Here is a 15,681-nt window from a genome sequence, read left to right as displayed (position 1 = left end):
CAGCCTCCGGCTTAGCCGGAGGCGATTGACAATAGTAGGCCTGGAGCGCGTGGTCACTCACCTTCTGGGCGGTGGGCGTGATCATCTCCCTCGCCACGGCCAAGCTGAGCAAGAAGGGCTAAGTTAATATCTTCATAGGTGATGATGTCGCCGCCATGCACTTCTATAAAGTGGGTGGCATCTTCACGCGTAGAGAAGGGGGCCAAGCTGTGGCCCATACTACCGCGCCGGTTATGCCCAATAACGTACCAAGCCTCTTTCGCTAGGATGAACGCTTCATCACTGGGTGATTCCCAGCGAGTTACTCCGATATCGTGTACATAGGCGTGGCTCAATTGCGCCTGGTTCTCGGGTTGCTGGAGAAAAACAAACATATCCAGCGTAGAGCAGAACTTATAAGCGTTGCTACGGCCCTCCATAAACGCCTGCCCCTTGGGGCCTTCAAATGGCTGAATCAGCATGCCACAGACATGGCAAATATCATCATCGTGAATGGGCTGAGGTGGTGCTAGGTCAGCGCTCTCGGTGGCACTGTTGCAACCGCTCAGCAGCAAGGCAATGAGAGTAAAGATAGGGAGCATGGCATGCATGGTGAAGTCTCGTTAATGAGTGTTAAGCAGCATGGCGATGGAAGCGGCGTGCGGCCAGTAACAGAGGTGCTACGACCCATGCCAGCATGGCTAACAGTGGCCAAGCAGGGTGGAAGTTACCGTGATGAGCCAACGAAGTAATGCCGCTTTCCAGTTGAGTAGCGTCGAAACCAGCAAGGTTAATCAAACGAAAGCTGTCTGTTGGGTTGAGTAGCATCAAGTAAGGAAGCCAATGGCCACCCTGTTTGACGCCAACTAGCAAGGCCAGTAGCACTAAATCAAATACCAGCACGAACAAGAACCAAATCCCAAGCGCTAGCCCAGCAGCACGCGCTTTTTCGTTGACTGTTACGCTGATGAGATAGGCAAACGCCAAAAACACCCACCCCAGGAGTACGCTGCTGACGATCAGCCGTGCGACGCCAGCACTTAATTCGATAAGAGAAACACCTTCAGTGCCAAGTGCGATAATACCGCCTGCTATGCCAAAGCCGAGCAGTGTCGCCACGGCGAGTATGAAACCATGGCCAAGGAACTTGCCAAATAGTAGCGCTGAACGGCTCAACGGATAAGTTAGCAACAGCAGCAGGGTACCCGCCTCTTGCTCGCCAACAACGGAGTCGTAAGCGAGCAGCAGGGCGATAAGTGGAATGAGGAAAACAGCCAGCGTGGAGAGGCTAACTAAGGTAGTGGCTAGCGAGGTAAAGCCTAGCCCGCCGCTCGCAGCTGCACCAAAATAGGCAATCCCCATCGCGAGGGCAGCAAGAATGATCGTAATGGCCAGTACCCAACGATTGCGCAGGCCATCCTGGAACTCTTTAGCGGCGACGATGAGCATAGCCTTCATGGGTTGTCTCCTGATGCGCTTTCCACTGGTAATACAGTGGCAGAGCGGGCGGAAAAGTGGGTATACAGGTGTTCAAGGGTAGGGGGCAGTATGTCGATGTCCTCAACAGACGATGTGGCCGCCAAGCGTCGCAGAGCCTGCATTTTATTGCTCGCTGCTACGTTAATGTCTACATAGCGTTCACCGATTAATGTCGGTTCGGTAGATAGTTCAGCCCAAAGCGTGGAGTGCTTTTCCAGCGACAGGCCGTGAATACGCAACGTTAGAGGAAGCTGCGCCTCCTCCCTTAGCTGCTCAAGGCTACCCAGGGCTAGGCGCTTCCCTTTGCCAACAATCAAGGCGCGGTCGATATAGGGTTCAATACCTGGCAACACGTGAGAGGAGAGCAGCACGGTGCAGCCATTGTCGCGTAGCGCATTAACAGCTTGATAAAAGTCACGGGTAGCGGCAGGGTCCAAGCCGGTGGTTGGCTCATCAAGAAGCAGTAGCTGTGGTGACCCGAGTAGCGCTTGGGCTAAACCTAAGCGCTGGCGCATCCCTTTGGAGTAGGTTTTAACACGCCGATCAGCCGCTTCAACCAGGCCGACACGCTCAAGCAGTTCGGCTATCTGGTGGCGTTCGGCTTGCTTGAGCCGAGCGAAATAGGTAAGCACTTCGCGCCCGGTCAGTTGTTCATAAAAAGTGACATTTTCGGGCAGGTAGCCAAGTTGACGACGGAGCCTATCGGCATGTGGCCCGTCGGGAGCACCGCCCAGTACGTCAATGTGCCCTGAACTGGGCGAAATCAGGCCCAGGATCAGCTTCATAATCGTTGTTTTGCCAGCACCGTTATGGCCTAGCAGGGCAAGCATCTCGCCTTTTTCGATGGTCAGGTTCATCTCTGCCAGGCGCACCAGTTCACCGTGCCGCTTGGTCACGCGCTGCAGTTCTATCACTGGGTTCATAGGGCTTTTTCCTTCTCGGACAGGCTCACTCATTCAGGCTCGCTCATTAACGGAGCGCTATCCTTAACCCCAGGGGGGCGAAACACGGGAAACTGACGCTGTACCCAGCGCAATGCTAATACCGCAGGACTCTGCATGAGTAAGCGTGCGGAAGGGTAGCGCCATAACAAGTGATCCATAGCGTCATTAGGTTCATAAGCAGTGTCGCCAATGCCATCGTCGTCCAAGTCCCATCCGAGGTAGTCACTCCAATAGTTACCGGCCCAGTCCTGTTCGCGGGTAGCGACGTACATCACTTGCTGCTTATTAGCGATGAAGGCATTACCCTCCATCAGGTTATCCTCCGAGCCTGCCGTTAGGTGAATGCCAATATCGCTGGCCGCGAAGCGGTTGTTCTCAATGCGGTTAAACTGAGAGTTATAGACGAACAGCGCTTTACCGTCGCCGCCATCGAGGAGGCCCTCGCCATCGGCACCAAGGGGCTGGGTCACGCCTTCGACATGGTTACCGCTCAAAATAGAGTCGGTAATGTTGTTCATTAGAAAACCGTAGTTATCGTCCTCCTCTGAGCGGTTATCGATGACCTCCAAGCGTTTGGATTGCATCAAGGCATAACCGGTCCGCGTCTGGCGTGTTAGGTTACCTTCCAGACGGTTATCGAAAGAGTACATATAGTGCACGCCATAACGTAGATCGTGCAGAGTATTGTCCCGCAATACGTTGTGGCGGCTGCTATCGAGATAGATACCATCTCGGGTTTGCGCCACATCGTTATCAGCAATGATGGATTCGCTGACATTAAACAAGTGGATACCGTTGCCGCGATCTTGAGAGCGCAGCTGGGTATCACCCCGAATAGTGTTCTCTATCACGCTGACATTGCTAACCGCATCTAGCCAAATGCCAAAGCCTGGGCCGCTTAGTTGGTTATGCTGAATGGTGCTGCCTTGGGCGGTGGCTTCAACGAAAATGGCGGCGTTTAGCTCGGTCAAGTTGTGACCCCAATTCTCAATCTGCACGCCCTCTAAAATGGTGTTGGGCGCAGTGAGTATCACTGCATGGCCATTGCCCCCAGCATCAAGGATGGCTTGCGGCTCACCCTGAATATGCAGCGTGCGATCCAGAATGATCTGGCCTGGGTATCGCCCTGCCGGTAGCAACAATCGATCGCCGCTATCGGCCTGCTCAATCAAAGGCTGCAAGGGTTCTCCGGGGGTCGCCATCCAGTCGGCGGCAACCGCCCAGCCCGGTAACCAAGCCAGCCATAGTAGCCCCCATAGGCAGCCGAAGAAGCCGCGGTGTGGTTTCATGGTGTTCTCCCGCAGCGGGCCGAACAAGTCGGCCCGCAGTAGCGTTAACTTCTTACGCTAGGAAGCGTTAGGCGGGTTCGACTAACATGCGGCCGGTCATTTCCATGTGCATGGCATGGCAGAACCAGTTGCAGTAGTACCAGTGAACCCCAGGCTTATCGGCGGTGAAGGTGACGCTAGCCGTCTGCTGAGGGCCAACTTCCATCTGTACGCCATGGTTAACCATACAGAAGCCGTGGGTTAGATCCTCCACTTGGTCAAGGTTGGTGATCACCACCGTCACCTCGTCGCCCTGTTTGACCTTAAACTCTGTCAATCCGAATTGCGGAGCGATAGAGGTCATGTAAACCCGCACTTTATTGCCATCGCGGATGACCTTACTTTCGCCTTCCAGATTGACGCCATCAGCCTGTGCCATGGCCACGGTTTCGGCGAAGAAGGGGTCGTCACGCCGCCATACGCGGCTCGGGTTGATTTGGTCGGCACGCACCAGAATACAGTCGTGTGGCTCAGCATACGTGGGGCCGTCATGCACCAGCTTCATCTCTTCACCAGAGATATCGATCAACTGGTCGTTCTCGGGACGGAGTGGGCCTACAGGAAGGAATCGATCCTTGGAGAACTTCGAAAGCACCACGAGCCACTTACCATCTGCATCGCGGGACTCGGTCAAGCTAGCGTGGTTGTGCCCTGGCTGGTAGTGCACATCGAGCTTCTGGCGTAGGTAATTGACGCTCTCACCGTTGTATGCACGAATAGCATCTTCGATGTTCCACTTGGCTACCTGGCTGTCGATAAACAGCGTGGTGTAGGCATTGCCTCTGCCGTCGAAGGTGGTGTGAAGCGGCCCTAAGCCTAGCTCCGGCTCGCCGACCACGGTATCACGTGGCTCGATCGTGTCGTTAAAGAGCTGGGGTAGCTTGTCGATAGCGATGATGGAGCAGGTCGGTGACAGCTTGCCGTTGGCAATAAAGTATTTGCCGTCCGGCGAGGTATTTACGCCATGGGGGTTTTTGGGGACGGGGATGTAGCGTGTTAATGATGAGCCTTTACGGCCATCTAGGACGGGGACGTTGGAGTCGCCCAGCGTCTTGTAGTTGCCTGCTGCTACTGCAGCCTCAATCGCCTCAACATCAAATACCACCACCCAATCGCGCTCATTGCGCATAGTTTCGGATAGGGTCATCCCCTTTTCCGAGTTGTAACAGGTGGAAGCAACAAAGCGCCCGGTATAGTCAGCGTCGGTATTATCGAGGTTGCCATCGACGATGACCTGCCAGGCGACCTCCATGGTTTCGGCATCGATACCGTTAAACATGGTGAAGTAGTTATCGGGGTTCTCCAGGTCGCGACCATCATTCACCTGGGGAATCGGCAGTTCGGCGTTAGCAAAAACGTACTTGGTATAAGGTACTTTTTGCAGGCGTAAACCATGAATCGCCTGAACGTTAGGGATCGTCGTAATCTTATCCGTCTTCATAATATCAAGACGAATACGTGCCACCCGGGTATTGGCCTTGTCGTTGATGAAGAGGTATTTGCCATCGTATCTACCGTCGGTCATGGAGATATGAGGGTGGTGGCTGTCGCCGTTTAGAAAGCGGCTCGACTCGCCTAGAATCCGCTTGGACTCGTTACTAATCCCCCAGCCAGTGGCGCTATCGACGTTAAAGACGGGAATACGCATCAGTTCGCGCATCGAAGGGATGCCGAGTACTCTGACTTCGCCAGAGTGGCCGCCACTCCAGAAACCGTAGTACTCATCCAGCTCGCCGGGGGCAATGTTAATACTGCTGTTAGCTCCTGCAGCGTGGGCCTCACGACTGCTCATCAGTGCTCCAGCACCAAAACCGCTGGCCAGGCTAGCCCCAGCGACGCCAGTCACCGCGCTGTTGCGCAGAAAGTGGCGGCGTCCAAGGTTCTCAATTGCTTTCTTCTCGTCACTCATAGGTCACTCCTCCTGAAAAGTAGGGATTCGCTGCAAGTTGCGTTGTCCGGCACTGCCGGGGTCGTGGGCCTCGACGCGACCTCGCCCACTGGCCAGGCCTGCCGCTTTCTCGTAGCGCTTACGGCGCTTAATCATTGGCGGACAACGCTGGTCATCGTGGTAGGTGATTTGGCAATCGAGACAGTAATGGCACTCGTTAGCATTGATGCGGCCATCAGGATGAATGGCGGCCACTTCGCATTCATTGGCACAGATTTGGCAAGGGGTGCCGCAGCTGCCACGGTGCCGCTTGAGCCAATCGAAAAGGCGCAGGCGGGAGGGGATGGCAAGCCCAGCTCCTAGGGGGCACAGGTAGCGGCAATAAAACTTGTGGTTAAACGCGGAAATAGCGATGAGGCCCAAGGCATAGAGCAAGAACCCCCAGTCACGCTGGAAGCGCAGGGTAATCGCGGTTTTAAACGGCTCTACCTCGGCATAGCGTTCCGCGCTGCCCAGTGAATGCAGCGAGACGGCGAAGAGAGCCAGCAGGATGATATATTTAATGGCCCATAACCGTTCATGTAGCCCGAAGGGCACCTCAATCTGCTTCACTTTTAGTTTGCGAGCAGCCTGATTGACCAGGTCTTGCAGGGCACCAAAGGGGCATAGCCAGCCACAGAATACGCCGCGCCCCCATAGCAGCAGGCTGACCGCGACGAAAGACCAGAGAATAAAGAGCATCGGGTCGATCAGAAATGACGACCAGCTGAAATCGGTGATCAGTGAGTTGGTAAACGTGAGGATATTGACCACCGATAGCTGGGCCAACGAGTACCAGCCGATGAAAACGAGGGTATATATCTTGAAGCCCAGGCGCAGTGGGTTCAGCACACGGGGGTGGCGCGCTAACACATCTTGAAACAGCATGATCGCGGTGAGGATCAGTAAACCTGCAGCGAGTACGCTGATTTGAAAAGCCTTATCGCGCCATACCTGTACCCAGATAGGCTCTTCTACCGGTGGCTCGGGTCGTTCAATGTAGGCTTCAGGGGTGCGGTAGTCGGCACTAAAACGGCTGAACTCGGTATCCAGCGGCCCAGAGGCGCGACGCACCAGTAGCTCCAGTTGCCAGGGCTGGCCGGGATTAAAGCCCGCTTGCTCACGAATAATGAAAATATCGCGCTCAGCCAGCGGCGGTATTCCGTCAATGGCTAGGTTGCCTAAGCGGATGTGGTCGCTGTCGTGAAAGCTAACCCGAGTACTTCCTTGGGAAAGCTCAATCCGGTCGAAGATGCCGCCGCGAACATACCCAGACCCCTTGAAGGAGTAGTCGCCCCGGCCCATCACCGCAATGGCGTGCTCATTGTCACCAAGCTCGGCCATAAGCTGTTCGTAGCCACGTTCCCCCAGCAGGTTACGGCCAGCGGTAGGTGGATTGAGATACGTATAGAACAGCTCAATAAAAGTTTTATCAGCGGGCTGGGGAGTGCGTAGGTAGTTCTCCGCAGGCGTGCCGACAAAGCTTGCATCCACCTCCCCGTGGGTCAGGTGCAAACGGCGGATAGTGCCGTCTCCAGTTAGCGTGCTCCAGTCAGCAGCGGTAAAAACGTCTTGTTTAACCTGGGCGGGAGGTGTGAGCGAAGGGTCTTCAATCAGTTGCTGTTCGGCGGCCACCTGACGAGCGCTACGCATAATGGTGTCGCTGACCACGATGACAGTGACGGTTGCTCCAGAGATCGCGTCGAGATTATCGCCTACGCGGAGCCTATCGTTCACATGGGCCGATATGTGCTCGTTAGCAAAAGATGCTAATTTTGTTTCAGGAATACCCACCAGCATAATGGGTTCTTCATGGCTGAGCACATCCGCCTGAACAATATGCCCGTTTAGGTCTATACCCACGAGCATATTGATAGGCTTTCCCGAATAGGCGGGTATCGGGGCGATGTCAACACTTTCAAAGACATAGCCAATCAACTCATTGTCGCCAGCGAGCACTTGCTGGACTGGCCACTGGGAGTTTGCAGGCTCAAGCCGCTGAGCCGTAGGGAATGCCGCGTTTACCTGCTCTAGCTCAATGGCCTGGGCTGGCAGTGCCATTGTCAGGAGCAGCAACAAGCTCATCCAGATACCAGTGAGACGGAGCAGGCAAACCACGCGCATCATAGGGAGTTCCTTTTGGGTCAAAGCGTGTTACAGCACCGGTTCAAGCAGGTAATCGACGGCTGCCTTTACCTCCTCATCACTCAATCCCAACTGGCCACCTTTGGGCGGCATCGCTTGGAAACCGTTAATAGCATGGTCATATAGGGTATCCATGCCTTTTTCCACGCGTGGTTCCCAGTGCTCGGTATTCCCCCGTATGGGAGCACCCGCGGCACCTGTCATGTGGCAGGCCATGCACGCTTGGTTGTAGGTGGCTTCACCATCCGCTTGAGCGTTGGCCGAAACAGAAATGACAAAACCTAGAAAAACCGCAGAGGCGAGGATCTTCATTAAAGTATTCCTTATGCATCTTTTTGGGCTGAATCAACCGCTTCTGCACTGCCTAGGTGAAGCGTTTCTACCTAGATGACTGATTCAGAAACGGTTTCTAATGGAGCGATAAGTATTAGAAATCACTTTAAAGAAGGGAGGTGAACTCATTATTGATGTGGGTCATTTTTGTTGTCGCCTACCTCTTTGGCGATGACGAATTACCCCTTTAGAGGTAGGTAAGGGCTGGCGAATACTCAACCAGTTACCATCGCAAAGATAAGTCATTAGAAACGTAGAGGAAGGGGGTTACCCTTCCTCTAGTATGCGTGTTTTAGTGAGCGTTTTATGGGTGTCTAGCGAGGCTTTTTCAGAATTCTTCCCACTCCTCTACGCTAGCCTTTTTCTTCTGAGGCTGAGAAGTGTTTGTGGTTTCTGCGTGCTTACTCTGCTGACTGTGAGTGCTATTGGGTACTGAATAGAGAGTGCTTGTAATGCTGGCTGGTAGTTGGCTGGTGCTGTGCTGGCCTGACAGCGTAAAGACCGCCACCGCTTCTTCTAGCCGGTTCGCTTGCTCTTCCAGAGAGGCCGCTGCCGAGGCAGCTTCCTGAACCAGTGCTGCGTTCTGCTGTGTGACCTGGTCCATTTGGCCGACTGCTTGAGCAACTTGGTCAATCCCGTCGCTCTGCTCTTGAGAGGCGGTAGAAATCTCATCCATGATATCGGTAACTCGACGAACGGCGGTCACAACGTCGTCCATGGTGCTACCAGCCTGCTCCACTAGGGTAGAGCCTTGTTTCACCTGTGCCACTGAACCTTCAATTAGTGCTTTGATTTCACGTGCTGCATCGGCGCTGCGGCTGGCTAAGCTCCGGACTTCGCTGGCCACTACCGCGAAGCCTCGTCCCTGCTCGCCCGCACGCGCGGCTTCAACAGAGGCGTTGAGCGCAAGAATATTAGTCTGGAAGGCAATAGAGTCGATGACGCTTGTGATATCTGCGATTTGCTGCGAGCTATCAGCGATGCCGTGCATGGTTTTGACAACGCGGTCTACCACTTCGCCGCCGCGCTCGGCAGTATCTGACGCCTCTTTTGCCAAGTCACGGGCTTGTTTGGCATTGTCAGCGTTATGCTTAACGGTGGTGGTGAGTTCTTCCATACTGGAGGCGGTTTGCTCCAATGCTGCGGCTTGTTCTTCAGTGCGGGAGGACAGGTCGGCATTGCCGTTAGCAATCTCACGGGCACCGATATGGATGGAGTTGCTGCTATCGCGCACGTGGACAATCACGGCAGACAAGTTCTCCACCATACGTTTCATGGCGAATAAAACGCTACCGTCATCTTTATCTGAGCGGGTTGCAATATCGATATCAAGCCGTTTGTTTGCGACCTGGCTAGCGATTTCAGCCACTGCCATTGGCTCTGCACCTAGGCGCCGGCTAATGCCAGAAATGATGTACCACGCTAGCAAAATGCCTATTAGCAGCGCTGCGGCCATGGTCAGAACAAACGTAATCCTCATGTTGGCATATTGTGCTAACCCCTGCTCATACTCTTGTTCAGCTACCTCTAACTGAACCATCATCAGCCGATCAAACACCTCCGACACTGGGTCAATGGCCTGATACATGTCATTGGTAATAAAGTCTTGCAAAGCTGGCTGATCTTGCTGCTGAAGAATGGTTTGTAGCTGGCGTTGTGCACTCTCGGCACGTTCAATTAAGGGCTTCAGCTCCTCAACCAGACGCCTCTCCTGCTCGACCAGGGCGGTGTTTAAATAGGCCTCCCACTCAGTTGAAATAGCCGTTTGTGCCTCGGATAGATGTTGACTTCCCTCATGCCAGCTAATGTTGCCATTGCTTACCTTGTGAGCGCTGTCAACGATATTGACCGCATAAGCATCCATGATGGCGGAGAGCTGTTTCAGTGGTATCACCCTATCCTCATAAACTGTCTTTAGGCGGTCTAAGGTGGTGCTCTTTTCGGATAACCCGAAGATGCCTATCCCAATCAAGGCGACGGAAAACACCACGACAAGAACGGCAAGTTGCTGTGAGATCTTCATTTTTTTGAGCATCATGGGTTCCTTTTCTCCATGCAAGATTCTTTTGAATATCAATTGACTGTATTCATAAAAAACCTGGCATATAAGGTGAAAGTCTTGCCGAGGTGGTCAAAAGGCTTAACAACTCCTATCGCCAAAGAGTAGGTAGTTGTTAGATTCAATGAGAAGAGGGAGAAGATTACTGACCTAGGTCAAAAAACATGTTTGTGACCGTGTGTTTTACCATATTAATTACAGTTAGCGAATTTGTTCGCAAGCAAATAATATGTCGATACAGAATGAGTAAGCTAGTGAGGAAAGGTGAGTGAAATACAGGGCGCAATCGCTGTGATGTTAGCTTTTACAGCATGAAAGTGGCTCCGGTCGATACTGCCGAAGCCACTGAACCACAACGCCGCTACCACCACGTTAAACTATGCGGGGAAGCATTAACTTATTAATTATTATATTTATAAATATCGTGCGTATAAGTTATGTATATACTATTTGTGCATAAGTTTTATGTGTAAGTTCTGTATATGAATTCTGTATATAAGTTCTGCGTATAAGTGCTAGGCAGATAATTACTGTATTGCTAAGCACTATTTTTGCAAAACACGGTACTGCAAAACACGGCACAGCACTAAGCTGCATTGAGTGGACGTGAGGGTCCGAAATGCTCAAAGTGACGACGATCTTCACCAACGCCCAGCTCGGAAAGCGCATTATTGACTGCGCTCATGAAGCCCTGAGGGCCCACAAAATAGCAGCGTGTTGTAGGAGCAGGCAGGTAGCGAGCCAATAAAGAGCGGTCGATACGGCCAACATGGTCGGCGCTGCTGCCCCGTTCATGGATACTCACAGACAGCAGCCGTTGAGGATATTCGGCTTTTAGTTTTTCTACCTCGTCACTAAAAGCGTGATGATCGGCATCTAACGCAGCGTGTAAGTAGATAACCTGCCTGCCAAGTGCCAACGCTTGACGAGCAATAGGGAGTAGAGGCGTTTGGCCGACTCCGCCACTGGCCAGCAGCAGCGGTTCATCACCCTCTACGAGCGTTAGGTCGCCTGCTGGAGGCAGCAATTCGATGGTGTCGCCAGGCTTTAAAACATCATGGAAGTAGCGGCTGACATGCCCTTCCGCTTCGCGCTTGATGGAGATACGGTAGCTGTGGCCGTTAGGTGTGTCTGACAGGCTATAGTGCCGGTAGACGGTTTCTCCGCCGATGGTTAAGCGGACACCGATGTATTGGCCTGGCGCATGGTCCGCCACAGGCTCACCATCTTCTGGCTCCAGGACAAAAGAGCGGATTAAGGCACTTTCTTGGCGGATGCCTGCAATGTTAAAGCGGCGAGTGCCGCGCCATCCGCCGGGGCGCTGTTCAAACTCCCGGTAGCGTTTGTCCTCAAGATCAATCAGAAGGGCGGCCAGTTCGTTATAGAGCGCTCCCCATGCATCGGCGATAGCGGGCGTGACGGCGTCACCAAGTACTTCACCAATTGCCGCCATCAAGCACTCCCCAACAATGGGGTATTGCTCAGGTTGAATACCTAAAGAAACATGCTTGCTAACCACAACAGCCAGGGTAGCGCGCGCTTTGGCAGGGTCGTTACGCAGTTGGACATACGCCAGTACTGCGCTGGCTAAAGCCCGGGGTTGCCCGCCACTTTGCTGATGCGCTTCATTGAAAAGCGGTTTGACCTCTGGGTAACGAGTAAACATCAGCGGATAAAAGCGCTGGGTGATGGCGTCCAGGTGCTCTGCAACCACAGGAGCTGTGGCTTCAATCATTTTTTCCTGTTCATAGGTTAGCACGAATAATACCTCGGTTTTTGGTCAGTTTTTTAAGATGCTTTAAATATGCATCTTAAAGGGCGTAAACTAAAAAGCCAACCCTCCCCAGGGTTTGATCACTTGTACAAGCAGTAAGATGCATTTTTGATGCTTGTCATGGTTTTGATTGACTACCTAGCGCACACTTCATTTCCAAGTAATTTAGTAGGGTATTAAGCTATGCCAACGACCACTTCCTCTCACTCCCCCGCAAGACCAAGGCGACTACCGCTGTTGCGTTTAGCTTTTCGACCTTTTTTTCTGCTGGCCGCGCTATTCGGTGTGGTCTCGCTGTTAGTGTGGCTGGCCTTCTGGCATGGCAATATTCTGCTGCGCCCCTATGGCGGCTTAGTGTTCTGGCATCAGCATGAAATGCTGTTTGGCTTTGCTGCGGCGGTGGTCGGGGGCTTTTTGCTGACCGCCGTGCGTAACTGGACAGGGTTGCCAAGTTTGAATGGTGGGCCGTTACTGGCGTTAGTGTTGCTATGGCTGCTAGGTCGGCTGCTGATGGCTTTTCCCATGGAGTTGCCTGGCGGGCTACTGCTAGCAGTTGACTTGGCGTTTTTACCAATGGTCGCGATGGTGATGGCGCATCTAGTGATTAAGGCGAAGCGCTGGCGCAACTTGATCTTTGTGCCGCTATTGCTGCTATTTGCGGTGGCGAATGCTGCCATGCACCTAGGAGTGATGAAGGGCGACCCCGACATGATTCGCCAAGCAGCTTACCTAGCCGTACTGTTAATCACACTGATGATGACAGTCGTAGGAGGGCGGGTGATTGCTATGTTTACTGCTAATCGTTTGGGACGCCCAAAGCCCGCTCCTATTCCCATGCTTGAAGGGGCTGTGCTGCTAACCACAGGCGGTGTTGTCCTACTGCAATTAGCCATTCTGCTAGGCGCGGCTATACCCGCGCCACTGCTGGCAGGGGTCATGCTGCTAGCGGCGTTTTCCAACGCAATACGCATGGCTCGCTGGGGCGGGTTGTATAGTTGGCGAGTACCCCTGTTGTGGGGGCTGCACGGTAGTTACGCCTGTATTCCCCTGGGCTTTATCATGTGGGCAATGGCGCTGATGGGAGTGCTGCGCACCGAGCTGGCCGTACACGCCTTAACCATTGGTGGAATGGGAACCATGATGCTGGCAATGATGGCCAGGGTATCGCTTGGCCATACAGGCCGCCCCATACGCACGTTACCTGGTATCGGTGTGGCGTTAGGCTTAATGTTGCTCGCAGCACTATTACGCTCACCCATACTGGCGCTATTCCCCCAGATTACCCATTGGACTTATACGTTGAGTATCCTTTTCTGGTGTTTAGCATACGGGGTATTTCTGCTGCACTACACGTGGCCACTGATGACGGCACGGGTCGACGGCCAGGATGGTTGATGCATAGGTAATGTCAGTGATAACCCCAGGTACCCGATTGCTAGGCGCTAACCGTAGGGATGCGCATCAGCTTGGCTAGTTGGGGTTGTTGATTACCTAGTAGGTCTGCCAATGTGTAGCGGTCGAGAGCCGTAAAAAAAGCTGACAACGCATCATTTAAAATCGGCTGGAGCCGACAGGCGGGTGTGATAATGCAGGCGTTGTCCTCATGGAAACACTCCACTAATGACATATCGTGTTCCATCTCACGTACCAGCCCGCCTAACCTGATGGAGGCGGGATCGCGTGTCAGAAGTAAGCCGCCATGCTTACCACGAATAGCCGTTACATAATTCTTCTGGCTAAGTTCCTGCACCACTTTCATCAAGTGGTTGCGGGAAATATTAAAGGTGCTGGCAATTTCATTGATAGTAGAGCGCTCCTCACCTTTCGCGGCGAGATAGATCAATACGCGTATTGAGTAGTCAGTAAATCGGGTGAGATGCATGGAGTTTGCTTGCTCCGAATGTAATGCGCCTATGTGAATCCATACTCTATGAGTGGTTAATGAGATGCAATGGAAACATGGGCTAAGCGGTGGCTCCTATGGTGACCGCTTAGCGTTAAGCATCTTTGTACCCCACGGTGAAGAGACTGATTCTTGACACGGATCAGTTAAGAGCCGCTTTCGTCATTCGATGGATGCCTGAAGCTGACCAAGGCAAGTGCAGGCGGTTTTTAAAAAATATATTGTACGCATATTTAATAATGGGCAAGTCTTACACGCGTCAGTGTGCCTGGTGGTGTTGGCCTCCCAGCGCTGCGCTGGCCAGCTGCCAATGAAAGAAGGCTTGCTTTGCCCCATCTCAAGAGACCTTCTCAATTATGCAAGACGAACTGCTCTTCAACCGCCCCCTGGTAGAAAAATATGACCGCCCGGGGCCCCGTTATACCTCCTATCCCACTGCGCCGCAGTTTCACACCGCTTTTGCTGAGGATGATTACCGTCAAGCCGCGGAGCGCAGCAACCGTGCGGCTAACCCTAAGCCGTTATCGGCCTATGTGCATATCCCGTTCTGTAAAAGCCTTTGCTACTACTGTGCTTGCAATAAGATCATTACCCACAACACGGAAAGGGCTGCCGAATACCTACAGTGGTTAAAACAGGAAATACGTGTCCAGGGGGCGCTGTTTGATGCCACTCGGCGCATGACGCAACTTCACCTGGGCGGCGGTACACCGACCTACCTCAGTAACGCTCAGCTAGGCGAGTTGATGGCAGCATTGGATGAGGCCTTTCACTTCGCGGAGCCTAACGAGCGTGAGTTTTCGCTAGAAGTAGATCCCCGCACGGTGACACCTGCCCAGGTGCACGAGTTGCATGCATTAGGGTTCAATCGCTTGAGCTTCGGTGTGCAGGACTTCGACCACGCGGTGCAGCAGGCGGTTAATCGCGTCCAGAGTGAAGAGCAGGTCATTGAGCTGGTCAAAGCGGCCCGTGAGGCAGGGTTTGAGTCGGTGAGTGTCGACCTGATCTATGGCTTACCCCTACAAACGGTGGAGAGCTTTGATACGACGCTGGCGAAGATTATTGCACTCCGGCCAGATCGTATTGCTGCCTATAGCTACGCGCACCTGCCTAAACTGTTCAAAGCCCAACAACTGATTCGACCTGAAGATATGCCTCCTCCAGAGCGTAAATTAGAGCTGCTGGAGCTGACCATTCGACGCCTGACCGCCGCCGGTTATGTCTATATCGGCATGGATCACTTCGCTCTGCCCGAGGATGAACTAAGTCTCGCCCGTGAAAACGGCACGTTGCAGCGCAACTTTCAGGGCTACTCTACCCACGCTGACTGCGACATGATCGGGCTAGGTATCACCTCGATTGGCAAGGTGGGCGACACCTATAGTCAGAACGTCAAGGAGACCGCCCAATATCAGCATCGCCTCGATGAAGGACGTTTACCGGTGTTTCGTGGTTATCGGCTCAGCGACGATGACCGACTGCGCCGTGATGTTATCAACGCGTTGATGTGCCACGGGCGCGTCGACTTTGCCGCAATCGAAGCCCAGCATGGCATTGAATTCCGCAGTTACTTTGCGACGGCACTGAAAGCGCTGGAGGAGATGGCGGATGATGGCTTAATTGTGCTGCGTGACGGTGAGGTTGAAGTGCTGCCGGCCGGTCGGCTAATGATGCGCAACCTGGCGATGGCCTTTGATGCTTACCTAACGCCCCAGGAAAACCGCTACTCACGAACGGTATAGCGAGATGTGAACTGAATAGCCACCCACCTCCTATTCCCTTGCGGTGGGTGGCGCTATCCCCTTAGGGG

General features: G+C 53.3%; 12 protein-coding genes. 2 read left to right on the top strand and 10 right to left on the bottom strand.

The features are described 5' to 3' along the window. Positions 1-53: 53 nt before the first annotated feature. From LG300_RS13520 to hmpA, 9 genes are all read right to left on the bottom strand, one after another. Positions 54-590, bottom strand: coding sequence for a nitrous oxide reductase accessory protein NosL (locus tag LG300_RS13520; RefSeq protein WP_404375840.1), 537 nt, complete (start codon positions 588-590; stop codon positions 54-56). Positions 591-612: 22 nt separating this feature from the next. Beyond that, the gene (locus LG300_RS13515; RefSeq protein ID WP_404375838.1) at positions 613-1,437 is read right to left on the bottom strand and encodes an ABC transporter permease; all 825 of its coding nucleotides are present in this window, start codon (positions 1,435-1,437) and stop codon (positions 613-615) included. Beyond that, entirely contained in the window at positions 1,434-2,381 is a 948-nt protein-coding gene (locus tag LG300_RS13510; RefSeq protein ID WP_404375837.1) for an ABC transporter ATP-binding protein, read from the bottom strand. The genes LG300_RS13515 and LG300_RS13510 overlap by 4 nt, the downstream gene beginning before the upstream one ends. Before the next feature lie 29 nt (positions 2,382-2,410). Beyond that, positions 2,411-3,691, bottom strand: a complete 1,281-nt coding sequence (locus tag LG300_RS13505; protein WP_404375836.1) for a nitrous oxide reductase family maturation protein NosD — start codon at positions 3,689-3,691, stop codon at positions 2,411-2,413. Positions 3,692-3,758: 67 nt separating this feature from the next. Then, positions 3,759-5,639, bottom strand: coding sequence for a TAT-dependent nitrous-oxide reductase (gene nosZ / locus LG300_RS13500; protein WP_404375835.1), 1,881 nt, complete (start codon positions 5,637-5,639; stop codon positions 3,759-3,761). Positions 5,640-5,642: 3 nt separating this feature from the next. After that, positions 5,643-7,784 carry a transcriptional regulator NosR gene (gene nosR, locus LG300_RS13495; protein WP_404375834.1) on the bottom strand — a complete coding sequence of 714 codons (2,142 nt, stop codon included), beginning with the start codon at positions 7,782-7,784 and terminating at the stop codon, positions 5,643-5,645. A 27-nt stretch (positions 7,785-7,811) separates the two neighbouring features. Next, complete coding sequence (locus LG300_RS13490; RefSeq protein WP_404375833.1) at positions 7,812-8,114, bottom strand: c-type cytochrome; 303 nt, start codon at positions 8,112-8,114, stop codon at positions 7,812-7,814. 349 nt (positions 8,115-8,463) lie between these two features. After that, positions 8,464-10,173: a methyl-accepting chemotaxis protein gene (locus LG300_RS13485; protein WP_404375832.1), complete on the bottom strand. Its 1,710-nt coding sequence runs from the start codon at positions 10,171-10,173 to the stop codon at positions 8,464-8,466. 607 nt (positions 10,174-10,780) lie between these two features. Then, on the bottom strand, positions 10,781-11,953 hold the full coding sequence (hmpA, locus tag LG300_RS13480; protein WP_404375831.1) for an NO-inducible flavohemoprotein: 1,173 nt from the start codon (positions 11,951-11,953) through the stop codon (positions 10,781-10,783). Positions 11,954-12,151: 198 nt separating this feature from the next. Between hmpA and LG300_RS13475 the strand changes: the two genes are divergently transcribed. After that, positions 12,152-13,363, top strand: coding sequence for an NnrS family protein (locus tag LG300_RS13475; RefSeq protein WP_404375830.1), 1,212 nt, complete (start codon positions 12,152-12,154; stop codon positions 13,361-13,363). A gap of 40 nt (positions 13,364-13,403) precedes the next feature. On the opposite strand, the gene LG300_RS13470 is transcribed toward LG300_RS13475, so the two are convergent. Beyond that, on the bottom strand, positions 13,404-13,850 hold the full coding sequence (locus tag LG300_RS13470) for an Rrf2 family transcriptional regulator (protein ID WP_404375829.1): 447 nt from the start codon (positions 13,848-13,850) through the stop codon (positions 13,404-13,406). A 377-nt stretch (positions 13,851-14,227) separates the two neighbouring features. Here LG300_RS13470 and hemN point away from each other — a divergent pair, with 377 nt between their 5' ends. Beyond that, positions 14,228-15,613 carry an oxygen-independent coproporphyrinogen III oxidase gene (gene hemN, locus LG300_RS13465; RefSeq protein ID WP_404375828.1) on the top strand — a complete coding sequence of 462 codons (1,386 nt, stop codon included), beginning with the start codon at positions 14,228-14,230 and terminating at the stop codon, positions 15,611-15,613. Positions 15,614-15,681: the final 68 nt, after the last annotated feature.

Source organism: Vreelandella aquamarina (assembly GCF_044805175.1).
Taxonomy (GTDB): Bacteria; Pseudomonadota; Gammaproteobacteria; order Pseudomonadales; family Halomonadaceae; genus Vreelandella; species Vreelandella aquamarina_B.
The sequence above is the reverse complement of the archived record's forward strand: the minus strand, read 5'-3'. Positions and strand labels throughout refer to the sequence as shown.

Coding starts and splice junctions, on each gene's coding strand:
- nosZ (WP_404375835.1), bottom strand. CDS start 5,639: ATGAGTGACGAGAAGAAAGCAATTGAGAACCTTGGACGCCGCCACTTT.
- LG300_RS13505 (WP_404375836.1), bottom strand. CDS start 3,691: ATGAAACCACACCGCGGCTTCTTCGGCTGCCTATGGGGGCTACTATGG.
- LG300_RS13475 (WP_404375830.1), top strand. CDS start 12,152: ATGCCAACGACCACTTCCTCTCACTCCCCCGCAAGACCAAGGCGACTA.
- LG300_RS13520 (WP_404375840.1), bottom strand. CDS start 590: ATGCATGCCATGCTCCCTATCTTTACTCTCATTGCCTTGCTGCTGAGC.
- LG300_RS13515 (WP_404375838.1), bottom strand. CDS start 1,437: ATGAAGGCTATGCTCATCGTCGCCGCTAAAGAGTTCCAGGATGGCCTG.
- LG300_RS13470 (WP_404375829.1), bottom strand. CDS start 13,850: ATGCATCTCACCCGATTTACTGACTACTCAATACGCGTATTGATCTAT.
- LG300_RS13510 (WP_404375837.1), bottom strand. CDS start 2,381: ATGAACCCAGTGATAGAACTGCAGCGCGTGACCAAGCGGCACGGTGAA.
- LG300_RS13485 (WP_404375832.1), bottom strand. CDS start 10,173: ATGATGCTCAAAAAAATGAAGATCTCACAGCAACTTGCCGTTCTTGTC.
- nosR (WP_404375834.1), bottom strand. CDS start 7,784: ATGATGCGCGTGGTTTGCCTGCTCCGTCTCACTGGTATCTGGATGAGC.
- hemN (WP_404375828.1), top strand. CDS start 14,228: ATGCAAGACGAACTGCTCTTCAACCGCCCCCTGGTAGAAAAATATGAC.
- LG300_RS13490 (WP_404375833.1), bottom strand. CDS start 8,114: ATGAAGATCCTCGCCTCTGCGGTTTTTCTAGGTTTTGTCATTTCTGTT.